This window comes from Jiella pacifica (assembly GCF_010500815.1).
Taxonomy (GTDB): Bacteria; Pseudomonadota; Alphaproteobacteria; order Rhizobiales; family Rhizobiaceae; genus Jiella; species Jiella pacifica.
Map to the genome: position 1 here is coordinate 367,252 of NZ_JAAAMG010000001.1, position 16,098 is coordinate 383,349.

10 protein-coding genes are annotated in these 16,098 nt (G+C 64.8%); 4 read left to right on the forward strand and 6 right to left on the reverse strand.

Going from position 1 to position 16,098, the window contains the following annotated elements:
• Positions 1-400 precede the first annotated feature (400 nt).
• From GTK09_RS01700 to GTK09_RS01715, 4 genes are all read left to right on the forward strand, one after another.
• A complete protein-coding gene (locus GTK09_RS01700; protein WP_163460741.1) occupies positions 401-3,286 on the forward strand; it encodes an SEL1-like repeat protein in 2,886 nt (961 codons plus the stop codon).
• 156 nt (positions 3,287-3,442) lie between these two features.
• Complete coding sequence (locus tag GTK09_RS01705; protein ID WP_163460742.1) at positions 3,443-4,423, forward strand: alpha/beta hydrolase; 981 nt, start codon at positions 3,443-3,445, stop codon at positions 4,421-4,423.
• A 344-nt stretch (positions 4,424-4,767) separates the two neighbouring features.
• Positions 4,768-6,393, forward strand: coding sequence for a peptidoglycan L,D-endopeptidase MepK (locus GTK09_RS01710; RefSeq protein ID WP_163460743.1), 1,626 nt, complete (start codon positions 4,768-4,770; stop codon positions 6,391-6,393).
• Positions 6,394-7,611: 1,218 nt separating this feature from the next.
• Complete coding sequence (locus tag GTK09_RS01715; RefSeq protein WP_163460744.1) at positions 7,612-8,037, forward strand: Ros/MucR family transcriptional regulator; 426 nt, start codon at positions 7,612-7,614, stop codon at positions 8,035-8,037.
• A gap of 332 nt (positions 8,038-8,369) precedes the next feature.
• Here the strand turns inward: GTK09_RS01715 and GTK09_RS01720 are convergent, their stop codons facing one another.
• The 6 genes from GTK09_RS01720 to GTK09_RS01745 form a co-directional block, all read right to left on the reverse strand.
• Complete coding sequence (locus GTK09_RS01720; protein WP_246217631.1) at positions 8,370-9,182, reverse strand: SGNH/GDSL hydrolase family protein; 813 nt, start codon at positions 9,180-9,182, stop codon at positions 8,370-8,372.
• A complete protein-coding gene (locus GTK09_RS01725; RefSeq protein ID WP_163460745.1) occupies positions 9,179-10,372 on the reverse strand; it encodes a phosphoglycerate kinase in 1,194 nt (397 codons plus the stop codon). Before GTK09_RS01725 ends, GTK09_RS01720 begins: the two co-directional genes overlap by 4 nt.
• A gap of 123 nt (positions 10,373-10,495) precedes the next feature.
• Positions 10,496-12,325, reverse strand: a complete 1,830-nt coding sequence (locus GTK09_RS01730; protein WP_376767932.1) for a potassium/proton antiporter — start codon at positions 12,323-12,325, stop codon at positions 10,496-10,498.
• Positions 12,326-12,690: 365 nt separating this feature from the next.
• A complete protein-coding gene (locus GTK09_RS01735; RefSeq protein WP_163460746.1) occupies positions 12,691-13,182 on the reverse strand; it encodes a hypothetical protein in 492 nt (163 codons plus the stop codon).
• Positions 13,183-13,434: 252 nt separating this feature from the next.
• Positions 13,435-14,703 (reverse strand): three-Cys-motif partner protein TcmP, encoded by a 1,269-nt coding sequence (locus GTK09_RS01740; RefSeq protein WP_163460747.1) that lies wholly within the window; start codon positions 14,701-14,703, stop codon positions 13,435-13,437.
• A gap of 25 nt (positions 14,704-14,728) precedes the next feature.
• Positions 14,729-15,511 (reverse strand): DUF5131 family protein, encoded by a 783-nt coding sequence (locus GTK09_RS01745; protein ID WP_163460748.1) that lies wholly within the window; start codon positions 15,509-15,511, stop codon positions 14,729-14,731.
• Between the last annotated feature and the right edge of the window lie 587 nt (positions 15,512-16,098).

Below are 16,098 nucleotides of genomic sequence, written 5' to 3' on the forward strand. Positions count from 1 at the left end.
CAGCCACGATCGGGCCGGGCAACATGCGCCGCGGAGTTGGGCCGGCTGGATCATGGCCCGGATCGCCGGCTTGCTTCCCTGACGTAACGGAAATTTCTTGTCGCGGCCCCGGAGGCGCGGTATCACCAGGGTGGTGCCGATCGCTCGGCGTCGCCGAGGTCCGTCCAGTCGAACGGCGGATTTTCTCGTGCGCCTCAGCGATCCCGTGCCTCGGTGGGCGCCGCAGAAGCGTCTTCGAAGTCTCATTCGCTGTATCTTCGCGTACAGCCGCGTCGGCAGGTTGAAACCCGATCTCGGGCCGCTCCGGCGCAATGGTTCGGTGTCTCGTCCACTCTCCCGTCGGGAGCGGTCATGACGCCGGGCAGGGGCATATCATCCACCGACCCATGGGCCTCGACCGATGACCGTAACGCACCGCTCCCGCCGCCTCGCGCTTCTTGCCGGCGTGGCTCTCCTTGCCGCATCGCCCGCCGATGCCGGCCAGCTTCTGGCCCAGGCCGCGACAGACTGCCGGGAGGCGAAGGACCACTTCGAGATCGCCCGGCAGATCGACACGCCGGGGGCCTATCAGGCCCATATCGATGCTTTCGGTGCCTGCCCCTATGCCAGCTTCGCCCGCATCCTGCAGGGCCAGAGCGAGGAGAAGGCCGGCCGATCGACCGAAGGCGGGGCAAGCGCCTCGCCGGCCGCACCGGCAGGGGAAAGCCCGGCGCCGCAGTTCTCGCAGCAACCGGCCCCCATGGCACCGGACGGCGCCGAGACGCCGCCTCCGGCGGCGGCCGAGGCTCCTTTGCCGGACGCGCCGATGCAGGCCGATACGGCGCCGCAGCCGGTGCCGCAGGACGGCGAAACGGTGGCGCCGAGCGTCGCCCAGGACCCGTTCTCGGGGGCTGGCGGCAACCCGACCACCGCCGGCGGCAGCGATGCCGATCCCCAGCCGGTTCCGATCCCCGCACCCGACGCCGACCTTGCCGCGCCGGCGGCGCCGACGGGCCCGGCCAATGCCGGCGATGTCGCCGCGCCTCAGCTCCCCGCCGTTACCCCCCAAGCGCCCACCGACGAGGGCAAGCTCCTCGCCGATACGATGGTCGACCGGCTGAACGCATTGCAGGGCGGCGCGAGCCAGAGCGGGCCACGGTTCCACTACGATTCCGCTGTTCTCGACCAGGGTGATCTCTTCGTCACCAATCTCCGGCTGACCAAGGACGACGGCCAGCCGAACTGGAGCGGCTTCGTGGCGCCCTCGACGGTCGTCCTGAAGCCGAAGATCGAGGCGGACGGGACCTTCTCCGCCAATTCGATCTTCATGACCAAGGCGAGCGTCCGGGCGACGGAACGCAACGGTCCGAACGACCGGGTGGCGACGATCGCCTCGATCTCGATCCTCGATCCGCGGCTCTCCGCCGTCGGCGCGACGCCCGCCAGCGACAGCCTCGGCCCGGTCGACCTGCGCGGCATCGACATCCGCTCGGTCATCGGCTTCGATCCGACCGGCGAGCTTCTCAAGATCGCCGCGATCCAGCTGACCACCAACGGCGTCTCCGACGGCCTGCCGCAGTCGGCGACGTTCAGCGTCAAGAATCTCGCCTTCACGCCGCAGCAGATGGCGACGATCACCGAAAGCAGTGTCGCCGACTTCGAGGAGCTCGGGCCCGACTTCTTCGACTTCACCCTGACCACCATGATGCAACGCGACACGGCGGCGCAGAATCTCAAATTGACGCAGGTCCTAGAAGTCGGCCAGGAGGGGAGCCTGACCGTCTCGGCCGCACTCGCGAACTTCTCGCCCGCCGACATCCGCACCCTGCTCGGTGCGAAGAACCCGGCAGCGCTGGTCGGCGTCGGGGCTGGCCTCGGGGAAGCCGAGGTGAATTTCGTCAACACGTCGCTGGTCGACAAGGTTCTCGCAATCGTCGCGAAGGCCCAGAACATCGATCCGCCGCTGTTCAGGGCGGCGATACCGACCGCCGCGCGCGACGCGATCCTCGGCGCCACCGGCAATGCGACGCTCGCCGAGAACGCCGCCGATGCCTTGCGCGCATTTCTGAGCGACCCGCGCTCGCTGCGGGTCGCGGTCAAACCGGGGCAACCTGCGCCGCTCGTCGGTACCGCCTTCGCGCTTGCCGGCGCGGCGGATCCGCTGCAGCAGATGGCGGTGCTGTCGCCGACGGTCTCGGTGAATGGCGGCGAAGCCGTGCCGCTGCTCGGCACGGCGCCGGCCGCGCCTTCGGCCGAACCCGTTCCGCCCGCAGCGCAAGGTGGGACGGAAGATCTCGCACCGCCCGCGGAAGACCGGCCGGACGCGCAAGCGCCGATCGACCCGCTGCCGCTGGTGCCGTCGCCCGGCGGCGTCCCTCTGGCGCCCCCGCCCGCTTTGGCAACGCCGGGTGACGCGCAGACGCCCCGCCCGGGGGCTGCGACGGCGAGCGTCCTTGCCGAATGCGACCGGTTCGCCGCCGATTCCGACGATCCCACCAAGCCGGCGGAAGTCGCCGGGGTGAAGGCGCCGGCCGACATCGACGTGACGAAGGCCGTGCCGGCCTGCGAGGCGGCCCATCGTCTGGCTCCAGGCGATGCCCGCATGACATTCCAGCTCGGCCGCTCCTATCAGGCGGCGGGGCGCGACGAGGATGCGGCAAGTCTCTACCGCGAGGCGGCGGAGGCCGGCCAGTCCGTCGCCCAATACGAACTGGCCTTGGCTTTTTACGACGGCCGCGGGGTTGCGCAGGACCCGCGCCAGGCGGTCGAATGGCTGGAGAAATCCTCGAGCCAGGGCAACGGCTTTGCGAAGTACTTCCTCGGCATCGAGAAGGTGAACGGCACATACGTTCCGCAGGACTATCCCGGCGCCTACGTGATGTTCGAGGAAGCGGCCGCCTTCGGCGTGCCCGAGGCGCTCGTCGAACTCGGCAAGATGGCCTATAGCGGCCAGGGTGTTGCCGAAGACTACGCCAAGGCCTTCGAGTTCTACCGCGAAGCGGCGGAAAAGGACGTGCCGGGCGGGCATTTCTACGTCGGCTTCATGGATGCCTTCGGCATCGGCGCGCCGGGCGCGACGCCGCTCGATGCGGCAAAGAGCATGATGGCCGGGCTCGCCCAGGGCTATGCCGATGCCGAGGAACTGATCGTGACCGAAGGCGGCAAGATCTTCGCGACGCCGATCCGCCAGGCGATCCAGGACTATCTGCGGGCCGAGGGGGTCTATCGCGGCCGCAGCGACGGCATTTTCGGACCGGCGACGATCGAGGCGATCAATGCTTGGCGAGCGGCGAGCCCGCGCGGCTGAGACGAGAGACAGACCGAGGGAAACGAAGGTCGGGCGTTGCTGCTGCCGCCGCGGCGCGCGATCGCAAGGATGCTCTCGGCTGTGGCCCTACCATGGCGGGCGAGACCGCCTAGCTTTGTCAGGGAAACGCAACCACCGGCAGGCAGGATGACGAGCATGGCAAAGCGGCGACTGGAGATCGACTCGGACGCATTCGATCCCGAGGCCACCGATCCCGAGCTCGTCAAGCTGACGGAGTGGCTGCGCAAAGAACACCGCCAGCGCCCCGACACCTGGTCGATGCCGCTGGACAAGGTCCGCAAGGCCCGCAAGGAGGGCAAGGGGATCTTTCCTTTCGCGCCGAAGGACAAGAACGCCGAGACGCACGTCCATATCGGTTCGGCCGGCCGGGAGATCGCGATGCGGATCTTCCGGCCGACGGATCGCGCCACGCGCGGCAGCTTTCTTCACATTCACGGCGGCGGCTGGGTCTTCGGAGGTTCGGAGGAATCCGATCCGCGTCTGCGCTCGCTCGCCGACGCGACGGGCCTGACGGTCGTCTCGGTCGAATATCGGCTGGCGCCCGAACATCCCTTTCCGGCCGCGCCGGACGACTGCGTGGATGTTGCCGTCGCGCTCGCCAATGGTCATCTGCCGGCGCCACGCGGTTTTCTTGCCATCGGCGGGGAGTCGGCCGGCGCCCATCTCGCCGTCCTCACCTTGATCAGGCTGCGCGACGACTACAAGCTGCGCCCGTTCCGGGCGGCGCTGCTCGTCGCCGGCTGCTACGATCTGTCGCTGACGCCGAGCGTTCGGGCCGCCGGCGAGGAGCGCCTCGTGCTCAATGCCGAGGACGTGAAGGAGTTCGTGCTGCGTTTCGTGCCGGATGCGTATGCCCTGAAGGATCCGGTCGTCTCACCGCTCTATGCGGACCTTTCCGACCTGCCGCCGGCGCGCTTCAGTTGCGGCACCAAGGACCTGCTCCTCGACGACACGCTGTTCATGGCCAGCCGCTGGTTTGCTGCCGGCAATGCCGTCGAGCTTCATCTGATTAATGGCGGCGTCCACGTCTTCGAAGCTTTCGGAACCGAAACCGGCAAGAGGTCGCTGATGGCCATGGAAGCTTATCTTCGCGACAGGATCGATTTCCCGGCGTGATCGCGGGAACTTCTTTGCCGGGTAGCGATTTTCATGCGCCCCTGTGTAACCGTAACGCCCACGCGCGAAGCGCTGCGCGTGCGGTGCGGCATTTATGCAACCCGTTGAATGTCGATACGAATCCGACGTCGTCGCCCTCGATATATTCGTGGCGTTAATGTATCATTCACTTAAATTCGCCAAGGTGAGATCTAGAAAATCTCCAGCTGTCATTTTCATGCCGCAGTTATGGGCAAGTTCGAAGTGACATAAGGGGGCGCCCGCCGGGGGAAGGGTTGGGCGCGACACGTCAGTCGAGGGGATGCCGGATGTTCGGACGAACACTTGGCGCTGGGCGTTTGGCCTTGCGTTTCGCAGCCATGGCCGTCGCAACGCTTTTGGCGGGCGCCGTCGCAACGAGCGCCGCAGCCGACACGCGGACCTTGAAGTTCTACAATCTTCATACGCGGGAGAAGGCGGCCTTCTCCTACAAGGTCAACGGCCGCTACGACCAAGGCGAGTTGAAGAAGATCAACTGGTTCATGCGCGACTGGCGCAAGGCCAAGGCGACGACGATGGATCCGGGTCTTCTCGACCTGATCTGGGAGGCCTACCGCCAGTCGGGCTCGCGGGATTACATCCACGTCATCTGTGGCTATCGCTCGCCGGCCACCAACCAGATGCTGCGGTCGCGCTCCTCGGGCGTCGCCAAGCAGAGCCAGCATACGATGGGGCGAGCCCTCGATTTCTACATCCCCGACGTCCCGCTCAAGAAGATGCGCGAGATCGGCCTGAAGATGCAGGTGGGCGGCGTCGGCTATTATCCGCGCTCGGGTTCGCCCTTCGTCCACTTCGACGTCGGTAACGCCCGCCATTGGCCGCGGATGAACCGGCGTGAGCTCATGGCCGTCTTCCCGAATGGCAATACCGTTCACGTTCCCTCCGACGGCAAGCCGTTGCCAGGCTACCAGCAGGCGCTCGCCTCCTACAAGTCGCGCCGCGGCCAGTCTGGCATCCAGGTGGCCAATGCCAGCTCGTCCCGCTCGTCGGGCGGTGGCAAGTCGCTGATCGCGATGCTGTTCGGTAGTGGCGATGCCGCCGAAGCGGCCGAGGACGAGGCCGATGTCGCCGCGCCGGCCCAGGCGCCGGCGAGAGCTGCTCCCGTTCGTCAGGAGGTCCAGATCGCCGCGGTCGTGCCTCAGCGGCGTCCGAGCCGCGACCTGCCGACCGGCGTCTCGGTTCCCGTCGCCGACACCTTCGATACCGGCGCGCCGTCCGCTCCGGCAGCCGCCGTCGCGGCCCCCGCTGCCACCCAGGTCGCTGCGCTCGAAGTCTCCCGCGTTCCGGTCCCGACCTTCGCCGCCCGCTCTTCCGTGGCACCTGCCGAGGCGGAAGTCTCCGACGAAACGGTCGGCGCGCTGGTCGCGGCACTCGAAAAGGAAGAGCGTGGCGCCGGGCCCGTCGCTGCCGGGCAGATGGCCTTCGCCGTCCCGACGCCGACCAACCGGCCGAACTTCGACGCCGTTCTGAACGGTGGGGTGACGCCCGAACCGCGGCGTGAAGCCGTTGCGGCATTGGGCGCGCTCGCCGACGAGCGGCGCGACGTGGTTGCCGCAGTCGTTCCGAAGACCCGGCCCGAAGGCAAGGCCCAGGTCGCGGATGCAAACCCCGGCTTGATGAACGTCTCCTATTCAGAGCGGGCGAAGCCCAGCAAGAAAGTGACCGCTGCCGTCGAACCTGCGTCCCGCGACGAGACGATCGAGGCTGAAATTGGTGCCGCCAAGGGTGGCCGTGTCGTCCGCGTCGGGAAGCAGAGCGCAGCGGGCGCCGTGGCCGGCCAGGACGCGATCACCACGCGCATCGCCTTTGCCGCGCTGGTTTCCGCGCCCCGCAAGTCGGCCGGGAATGCCAGCGCACATCCGAGCAGCGATCTCGGGGAGGCGCTGCGGGCAAAGGGTGTGACCCTGATCGAGGCCCGGTTTGCAGATTGAGCCGACATTCGCCCCGCAGCCGGGAACGGCCGCGGGGATGGCGAATGGGACATCCGTTCGTTCGTCGACGGAAGACCTTCTCGGGACCGCTTCGACACCGTCCGTCATTCGACCGGACGGTGTCCTCTTTCATAGCCGCAGTGGACGGCAACTGGCCAATGCGTGAGGCTCGCATCGAGCGACGTTCAGCCTCGCTCAGTGCCATGCAATGGTGCAGCCTTCGCGGCGACGTTTCGCGTCGAGTCGGTCCGCAGAAGGCGGCCGCTCAAATGCCTGGAGATGCGGCCAAAGATCGCAATCCGAGAGCGGTGTTAAGCACTGGCCGGCCAATCCTGACCAGTTCCCCTGGGCGGGTGCGCGAGCACCGGCGTTAGAGCTTCCGGCTGACGGTACGACGGATCGCTTGCGCAGCCTGCACGCCATATCGCGCCAAGGGTCCGCCACGACTTCGGGAGAAGACCGACGGAACATCGGCATGCCGAGTCGCTTCCACATGGACAGTTCGATCTTGTTCAGCCGACCATTCTGAAAGAACAAGTGCCTGTTCGAGTAGCGTCGTGTCGTTGCGCTTTTTCTAGACTGCGATCTTCTTCAACGCTTTGGAGCCGCACAGAAAATCACGATGGACTCAGCGGGGTCGACACGTCGCCGTCCATGTCCGTTGGTACAAGGGGACGCTGGCGGCCGTGCCGTCAAGTCGTCGTAAATTGAGGCCGCAATCGGACGAGATCGCCTGTTGCGAAGTTCTCGTGGGAAACTCTGTAAGGCTCGACCCAGACGTCGCCGGAATGTCATGAAGAGCGATCTCTCCAAGGCGAAGCTGCGCATCCAGTCTTGCCGAGTTGTAATGTTTGGTGGTTTCCCTGCAAATATCGTGAATCACCAAATTGTTTGCCTGTCGATACGCAAAAAAACGTCTTTCGGTTGTGTGGTTTCAGGGCGTCTTTCACACGTGCCCCGGGGGTAATCGCACTCGCCCCGGCCGCTCATTGTTGTATTTGCTTGCTGCCGGGGCCCGATTTTGTCCCTGATAAGGGGACAAATATGAAAAAACAGAACTGACCTATTGACACCAAGTAAATCGGCATGAATACAGGGCAACAAGGCACAACGATGGCTTTTGTGCTCCCACGCGTTCACTGAAGGTCGGCAGTGCTCTCCGGCTGATCGCGCGAACTATTTGAGACACTGCCGTGATATGAACGATCGGGTGATAAATTGGATCAGATCGAGGCAATCGATAACAACGAAATGCTCATGGAGCTTACGGCCGAGGTCGTCGCTGCTTACGTCAGCAACAATTCGCTGCCCGTTTCGGAACTGCCAGGCTTGATTGCCGACGTTTACGGAGCGCTGGGGCGGACGACGACGGTGCCGTCGGCTCCGCAGGTCGAAAAGCCGAAGCCGGCGGTGCCGGTCAAGAAGTCCGTGACGGATGATTACATCATCTGTCTCGAGGACGGCAAGAAGTTCAAGTCGCTGAAGCGCCATCTGATGACGCATTATAATCTGACGCCGGAAGAGTACCGCGAGAAGTGGGATCTGGCGGCGGATTATCCCATGGTGGCGCCGAACTACGCGGCTGCACGGTCGCGTCTGGCCAAGCAGATGGGCCTCGGCCACAAGCGTCGTCGCGGTCGCTGAACGATACTTCCAGCGCCTGGATCTTCAAAGGATTTGGGCGCTGGTCTTGTCGTGGAAAGTGTTGCCTCCTGTGGACGAGGCACGGGCGCAAGGGTTCGTCTCTGACGTGGCAAACGCCCCTGCCGCTCTCTAGGGATGCGAACCGCCCTCATAGTCGTTTGTCCTGGCACGATCCGCGCGGCGCGGTGACGTCGGCGCCTCTTTCGCTCGGCTGATCCGTCGGTGTCTGCAACGTCGACGCCGTGCCCTCCATGACGGGCACGAACGCTCCCGATCTGGGGTTGAGCCGCTGGTGCTCGGCCAGGAAGGCGGCCGCAGGCGGTCCTGCCGTTTCAGAGCTTGCCGATGACGTAGCTGACCAGATGGTTGGCATAATAGGCATAGCCCTCGGCCGAAGCGTGGAAGCCGTCTCGCGAAAATCCTGCGGGTTCGACCCGGGGCAGGGTGGTGGCGACGACGCCGCCGCGCTCGGCGCAGAGCCTTGCGCCGATCTTCCGGACGATCCGGGCCCGCAGTTCCAGGACGTGGGCAAGGCCGCGCGGCAGCGCCGGCACACGCTTCATGTCGACGGGCGGCGACCAGACGATCCGGGCTTCCGGCCATTTGGCTTTCAAGGCGTAGAGCAGGCCGCCGAAGCTCTTCTTGAACCGTCTTCCCCCATGGAAATTTTTGGCGTCGTTGGTGCCGATCATCAGGACGATGTGGGTGAAGGTCTCGCCTGCGAGGTTCGGTACGACGTGATCGCGGATCTCCGCCGAAACGGCCGAGTTCGCGCCGACCGCCCGCCAGAATACCGATCGTCCGGTCAGCGCGACGATCCGCTCGGCGAGCTTGGGCCCGAGCGAATCGTCGATCCTGTCGACGCCGACGCCGGCAGCTGAGGAATCGCCGAGCACCAGCAGCCGCACCGCCGTCTCCTCGATGGACTGTGCGCCGTAAATGCCGCTCGTCCGCCCGGCCGGCGGCCGCATGCGCTCGACCCGTCGCCGGGTCTGAAGCCCCTGCCAGACATAGACCGGCAGAAGCAGCCAGGAGATCAGCCCGGTCTTGAAGGAGGCCGCGAGCCCGCCGGGATCGAAATCGCCGCCGAACTCTCCGAACCCGCCAGGAGACTGGCCGGAAAACCCAGAGCGCTGTGTCATCATGCCTTCAGAACCTCGACACCGGGCAGGGGCTTGCCTTCCATCCATTCGAGGAAGGCGCCGCCCGCCGTCGAAACATAGCTGAAGTCGGCTGCCGCACCAGCCTGATTGAGCGCCGCGACGGTGTCGCCGCCACCGGCGACCGAAACCAGCTTGCCGGCCCGGGTCAGCTCCGCGGCGTGGCGAGCGGCGGCGACGGTCGCCTTGTCGAAGGGCTGGATCTCGAACGCGCCGAGCGGGCCGTTCCAGACGAGCGTCTTGGCCTTGTCGAGCCACTGGTTGACCGTTTCGACGCTCTTGGGTCCGGCATCGAGGATCATCGCGTCGTCCGGCACGGCGTGAACGTCCACCGTCTCGCTTGCCGCGCCAGCCTTGAACTCGCGGGCGATCACCGCATCCACCGGCAGCACGATCGCGCAGCCGGCGGCCTTCGCCGCCTCGACGATCGCCCGGGCGGTGTCCGCCAGATCGTGCTCGCAGAGGGACTTGCCGACCGAGATCCCTTGTGCGGCAAGGAAGGTGTTGGCCATGCCGCCGCCGATCACCAGCGCGTCGACACGGGAAACGAGGTTCTGGAGAAGGTCGATCTTGGAAGAGACCTTGGCCCCGCCGACGACCGCCACGACCGGCCGTTCGGGATTGCCGAGGCCTTTTTCGAGGGCTTCGAGTTCGGCCTGCATGGTCCTGCCGGCATAGGAGGGCAGATGATGGGCGAGCCCTTCCGTCGAGGCGTGGGCTCTGTGGGCGGCGGAGAAGGCGTCGTTGACATAGACGTCGCCGAGCGAGGCGAGCGCGTCGACGAAGTCGGGCGCGTTCTTCTCCTCGCCCTCGTGGAAGCGGGTGTTTTCCAGGAGCACGACGTTGCCGTCCTTGAGGGCGGAGACGATGCCGGCCGCCACCGGTCCGACGCAGTCGTCGGCGAAGCCGACGGGCTGGCCCAGCATCTCGGCGAGGACCGGAGCCACCGGGGCAAGCGACATGTCCGCGTTCGGCTTTCCCTTCGGCCGACCGAAATGGGCGAGCAGGACGACGCGGCCGCCCTTTTCCGAGATTTCGCGGATCGTCGGCAGCACGCGCTCGATCCGGGTCTTGTCGGTGACGACGCCGTCCTTCATCGGGACGTTGAGGTCGACGCGCAGAAGCACGCGCTTGCCGGTCACGTCCGCGTCGTCGAGGGTCTTGAAGGTCGTCACGATCTTCCTCCTTGGGGTCTGGCGAGCGGCGGCGGTGTCGGCCCGGCTTTTCCTTCGCCGATGGCCGAGTCCGCTCGGCTTGAATCGTCCGTTTCGTATCGCTCCGGCGCGGCAGCGTCCAGATCAGCCGGACTTAGCGCGGTCTTCAGCATTCCTTTCCTTTCGTCCGAAGGCCCTGCGCAGGGCTGCAGCGAAATCACGCCGGCTGAAGAACAGCGGGATGTGGCCGCCGCGGCCGCTTTCGGGTTCGAGCGACAGGCCGGCGGCGACGACGGCGCCGTCGAGGCCGGTCTGGCGGACGATCAGCTCGACCGGCGCTGCCGAGACGCGGTCGCCATAGTCGGCCTCGCCGCCGAGGCGCGACAGCATCAGATCGGAGATCGTCAGCGCCTCTTCGCCGGGCTGCAGGCGGATGCCATAGGCCTCTGCGAGCGCTCCGGCCCTGGCTCCGGGATCGATGGTGAATTCGCCGAAGAACTCGGCATCGTCGGGGCTGAGTTCTGCCGGCCGGGCGAACAGCCGGTCGAGCAGCGGCGGGTAGCGCGGCGAAATGAACAGGAAGACGTAGTCGCCGGCCTGCAGCCTGCCGGCATATTGATAGCGCATCGAGCGACCCTCGCGGATCACCAGCGAGGGCCGCGCCCAGCGCGGGATGCGCTCGCCGCGCGCCACCGGGCTGTCCTCGGCGACGCGGTAGGAGAGGAGCTCGTGGTCGGCGCTGCCGGGCAGCTCGAGCTCGTATTTCTCGATGGCGCCGGTGCGCGGCGGCACGACGAGGCCGAGCCGCCGGGCGACGCTGGCGATCGTCCAGCCCTGGACGAGCAGCGAGGCGAGGACGATGATGAAGGCGGCGTTGAAGAAAAGCCGCGAATCGTCGAGCCCGCCGATCAGCGGGACGATGGCGAGCAGGATCGACACCGCGCCGCGAAGGCCCACCCAGGAGACAAAGGCCATCTCCCGGCGCTGGAAGTCGAAGGGGATGAGGCAGAGCCAGACGGCCAGGGGCCTGGCGATGAAGATCAGGAAGGCGGCAAGGCCGAGCGCCGGCCAGAGGATGTCGGAAAACTGCGAGGGCGTCGCCAGAAGCCCGAGGATCAGGAACATGACGATCTGCGCGAGCCAGGTCAGCCCGTCCTGGAAGCGCTTCACCGCGGCGGCGTTCGAGAGCCCGGCATTGCCCGTATAGAGCCCGGCGACATAGACGGCGAGGAAGCCCGAGCCGTCCAGCGCGCCGACCGCGGCAAAGACGAACAGGGCGAGGCTGAGCGTGACGATCGGGAGCAGCCCCCTGTCGATGGCGAGCCGCCGGATGACGGCGGCGATCATCATGCCGCCGAGAAAACCGCCGACGAGGCCGATCAGCATCTGCGAGAGAAGGCCGAGGGCGACGTCCGCGCCGAGCGTCTCGATGCCGCCGCCGGCGCCGATCGCCTCGACGAGGGCGATCGTCAGAAAGATCGCCATCGGGTCGTTGGTGCCGGATTCGATCTCGAGCAGCGAGCGCACCCGGTCTCTGATGGTGATGCCGCCGACGCGCAGGAGGAAGAACACGGCCGCCGCATCCGTCGAGCCGACGATGGCGCCGAGCAGCAGCCCCTCGACCAGCGGAATGCCGAGCAGATAGGTCGCGGCAAGGCCGAACAGCACCGCCGTCAGGAACACGCCCACGGTCGCCAGCATGATCGCCGGCGCCGCTGCTTGTCGAAAAGTCGACAGGCGGGTGCCGAAGCCGGAATCGAACAGGATGATGGCGAGCGCGATCGTCCCGACGAAATAGGCAAGGCTCGCATTGTCGAAATCGATGCCGATGCCGTCCACCCCCGCGACGAGGCCGATCGACAGGAACAGGAGCAGCAGCGGAGCGCCGAAACGGAAGGCGAGCAGGCTGGAAAAGGCGGCGACGACGATCAGCGCGGCGCCGACGAGAATCAGGACATATAGGGATTCCAGCATCGGCTGCGGGCGATCTCTTGGGCTGGCGGGGCGGGGATGGGGCGGAGGTGGAGCCGCCTTGGGAGGATGTAGGGGAGTTTTGGCAGATGGCTATTGGGGGAGGGGGAACAAAAGGGACGGGCGGACCCATAAGTGTGGCGTGCGTGGACCGGCTTCAGAAGCGCGCAATGAGATTGGCGGCTATGCGCCCAAGTCGGTCGTTCCTAAGAATGAGCGGCGCTTATGGAGGCTGCCGTACGTCAACACTCGGCATCTGCTCGAAATGGCGCGGCGACCATGGGGTTTCTCCATAGTTGCTTACAAGCGAACTTGCCGCCAAGAAACCGATTGGTAGCTCTCATCGACCTGGCAGGCGCAACTTTCCTTTAGACAATGCTCCGGCCGCCGGCATCACTCAGACAGTAACTGGCGTGGGAGAGCACGCACCAGCCGATCTCCTCAAGAACGCCGAGCATGCCACCGTAATACTCGGTCGCCGCCTCAGGCGAGTAACGTCCGACAGAATCGGAGAAGTCGACACCTTCGTCTTCGAGGTCTCGTGCGAGAGCCAGGGCATCAGCAAGAGAAACTTGATATCCAAAGACATGTGCAAAGTCGTTCCGAAATTCGTTAAATCGGTCGAAGGCTTTGCGATCATGGGTGCTGATCAGGGCCTCCTTCTCGAGCAAATCGGCTTTGGCGGGAAACGACAGCTTGAAGATTTTATCGTCAGTCCGGAAACTGCTGATCATCTCGATGAGGATTGCCTCAAGGGCAAGATGGACCTTCATTACGAGAGCAATCACCTCGGGATCGTCCCCAAGGATTTGGTTGGCGATAATGTCGTTGAGTTCAACACGTCGGCTAGGTTTTCGCATCCTGTCCGCTTCCTCGCCTCATCGGGATGTCATATTCGCGGGGGCTTCCATGAACGCCTGCATCATGTCGATGCAATCGCCGTTGAAGATCGTATTGCGGGGAGAGCCGGGGTAGTGCTTGACCATAGCACGGGTAGTGGTGGCAATGTCCTTATCCCTTGTGCTGGCCGCGTATGAGCCTCCCGCCCCTCGGAGAGAACGGGGGTAACAAAGGGTGGCGCTCTGAGAGTTCGCCATCTCTGGTAGGTCGATCTATGGGCTTTCCGACTTGATATTTTTCCCCGCGTTCAGGAACATTGGGAAGAAGCTGCGCTGGTTCTTCAGCTTTATGATGTCGCTGACCGCGATAGTGTTGGCCTTGCGGCGTTCACCACCCGCTGGTGTAATCACCTGAAGGTCCGGGTTCTCGATGATCGCCGCATGAACGTCGTCCGCGTGCGCCGGGGTGACGTTGTAGATGCCTTCATAGAACTCCATCACTGATATTGCGTTGCCCGCCTCGGTCACGAGACGTGGTATGTCGTCGAGCAATTGAGTCTTCGCCGATGCCCGACCGCTGTCATCGAAGAGATACAGCATCCCCTCGCCGTGTCGGGGATCGTAGGAAAGCATGTTGAGGCCGGGCCTGCCGACGTGCGCCTGCAAGCTCGCATTGTCGTGCAGGATGTTGTTGTAGACCTGACGCGCTCGATAGGCGTTGGCGAAGTGGATAAGCCAGTATCGCCAGCCGCCGGGATTGTTGATCGAGAACGGGCTAACATACGGAGCGCAAAGGCGGAAGGCGTCGAAGACGATCTTCTCGGCCGTGCCGAGCCAGTCCTTCCGGCTCATCAACCCGTCGAGAGCCTGCATGTCATTAGCCGGAATGCCGAGGTGGTCGAGTTGCGCGCGCAGGCGCTCAGGCTCGTCTTTCTGTAGAAACGCCAGTAGCGACGTGATGACGAAGGTGTAGAAGATTTCCGCTGCGGGCCAGGAATGCATGATGTCGAGGATCGTGCCGCGTTCGACATGGCTATGGCCGCACTGGTCGAGGTTGAAGATTACGCTCCGATAGCGTCCCTGACCAAGCAGCCCTTTGATTTTCGGATAGGCGACCTCGAAGAAGTCATTGAGATACTCCACTTTTAGGTGAAGCTTTGGGCACGTCAGCGCGATATCGGCCTGCATAGGGGCGACATGCCTTTTCAGTAGCTCGACCGCGTCGCGGCTGGCATCGTTGAAGACGAGCAAGCACTCGACCTCGATCGCGCCAAGCCCCTGAACAACCCGTTGCGTATTTACGGCTTCAACCGCGCGCTTCAGTTCCTCAAAGAAGATCAGTGGCGAGCCAGCCGTCCCGCATTGATAGCGACCTCCACCGGCAAAGCCATCGACGATAGCGAGCCGAAACCGTTCCTGTTGCGGCAGCTTGCAGCGGACGGTGAGATAGTCGAACAGATATTCGCGAAGGATTTTGTGCTTCCGGCGCGAATGTTCTTCGAGGACGGCACCGTCCACCCACTCATATCGCTTCTCGACCACACTGCCTCCCCTGTTCCCGTCTCCGTTACGCGACAGCGTGCATCACGGCCGGCATTTCATCCCAGGTCTGCCCACGATACTCGCGGCCGTTCGCCTTCTTCGAGCGCTTCTTGTTGTCCTTGCCCCACGTCCCCCATTGTTTGAAGAAGAATGCGGTACCTGCCGAGAGGCATCGAGCATGGATTTCGTCGATCCATTCCTCGCGGATCGGACGGGCGGACTTGCCGCTTTCGCCGCCGACGATCGCCCAGTGGATGCCGCTGAGATCGACGGCACCGACCGCTCCAATCAGCGGCTCGAACGAGATGAAGCGGATCGCGGCGGGCGCTCTGCGCAGATGGTCGATGCGATCCACGACATCGGCGTCCTCAATGCTGGTGCCGAGCCAGACGTTGGGCAGGACTTCCTCGATCTGGCCGCCAACAAGTTCGGCCATGCGTTCAGGCCGCTTGGTGAGAATCTGATAATTGTGCCGCGGCGTGTCGCGCATCACCTGCCAGACATCGAGGATGAAGGCGTCGCTCACCCGTTCATGAAACAGATCGCTCATCGAATTGACGAAGATCTTGCGTGGCTTACGCCAGCGATGTGGGATCGACAGCGCGTCGCGGTCTTCGCGCACCACGCCGTTCCAGACGGTTCGCTTGCCGGTCTTGCGCGTTAAACCGACATATTTGTCGACGCCCATCGCTTCGAGTCGCTTCGCCATCTCCATCGCATAGCAATGCGTACAGCCGGCGGTGACTATCGAACATCCCGCGACAGGATTCCAGGTGGAGTCGGTCCACTCGATCTGGGTTTCAGCCATATCGCCCTCCCGAGCGTTGCCGAGCCGTTTTCCACATCAGACCGCCCTACGCAGCGGATTCATGAACGGAAGCCAGGCAAATTCCTTAGTGTAGACGTAGCGCTCACTCGGATCTGGCGCGGCTCGTCGAAAGAGATTCGACGCAATACTGCATGTCCGTTTAATTAACCGTTTTCTCTGGAAGCGGACAGTCCGCTTTCGGCCCATCACAGCCGCAAAAAAATCGCTTCCGAAAAAAGATATCCCCACCCCCTCGCGCCGCCCGTATCATCCCCCGACCGCCGGCCCACGGAACGGGCACGAATGATCACCGGGATCGTTCGGGGGCCGGCGGGCGGTGTCCGCGGCGGCGCGCTCTTCCGGAGGGTGGCCGTCCCGGACGGTTGCGAGGCGCCGCTGGCCCCTCCTCGACTATGCGGGGGGTGCGGATCGGTCCGCTTGACTGGGGGCACCTGGGAAGCGCCAGCCGCCATCGTGACGACCCGTCCCCGCCGCGGCAGCGTCGGGGTCGCCGAAAAGGCAGCGGGCCGGGGCGATGTATCGGAACCGTCAAGCACCGCGCGGGATGCCGGAGGCGGACCGTAGAC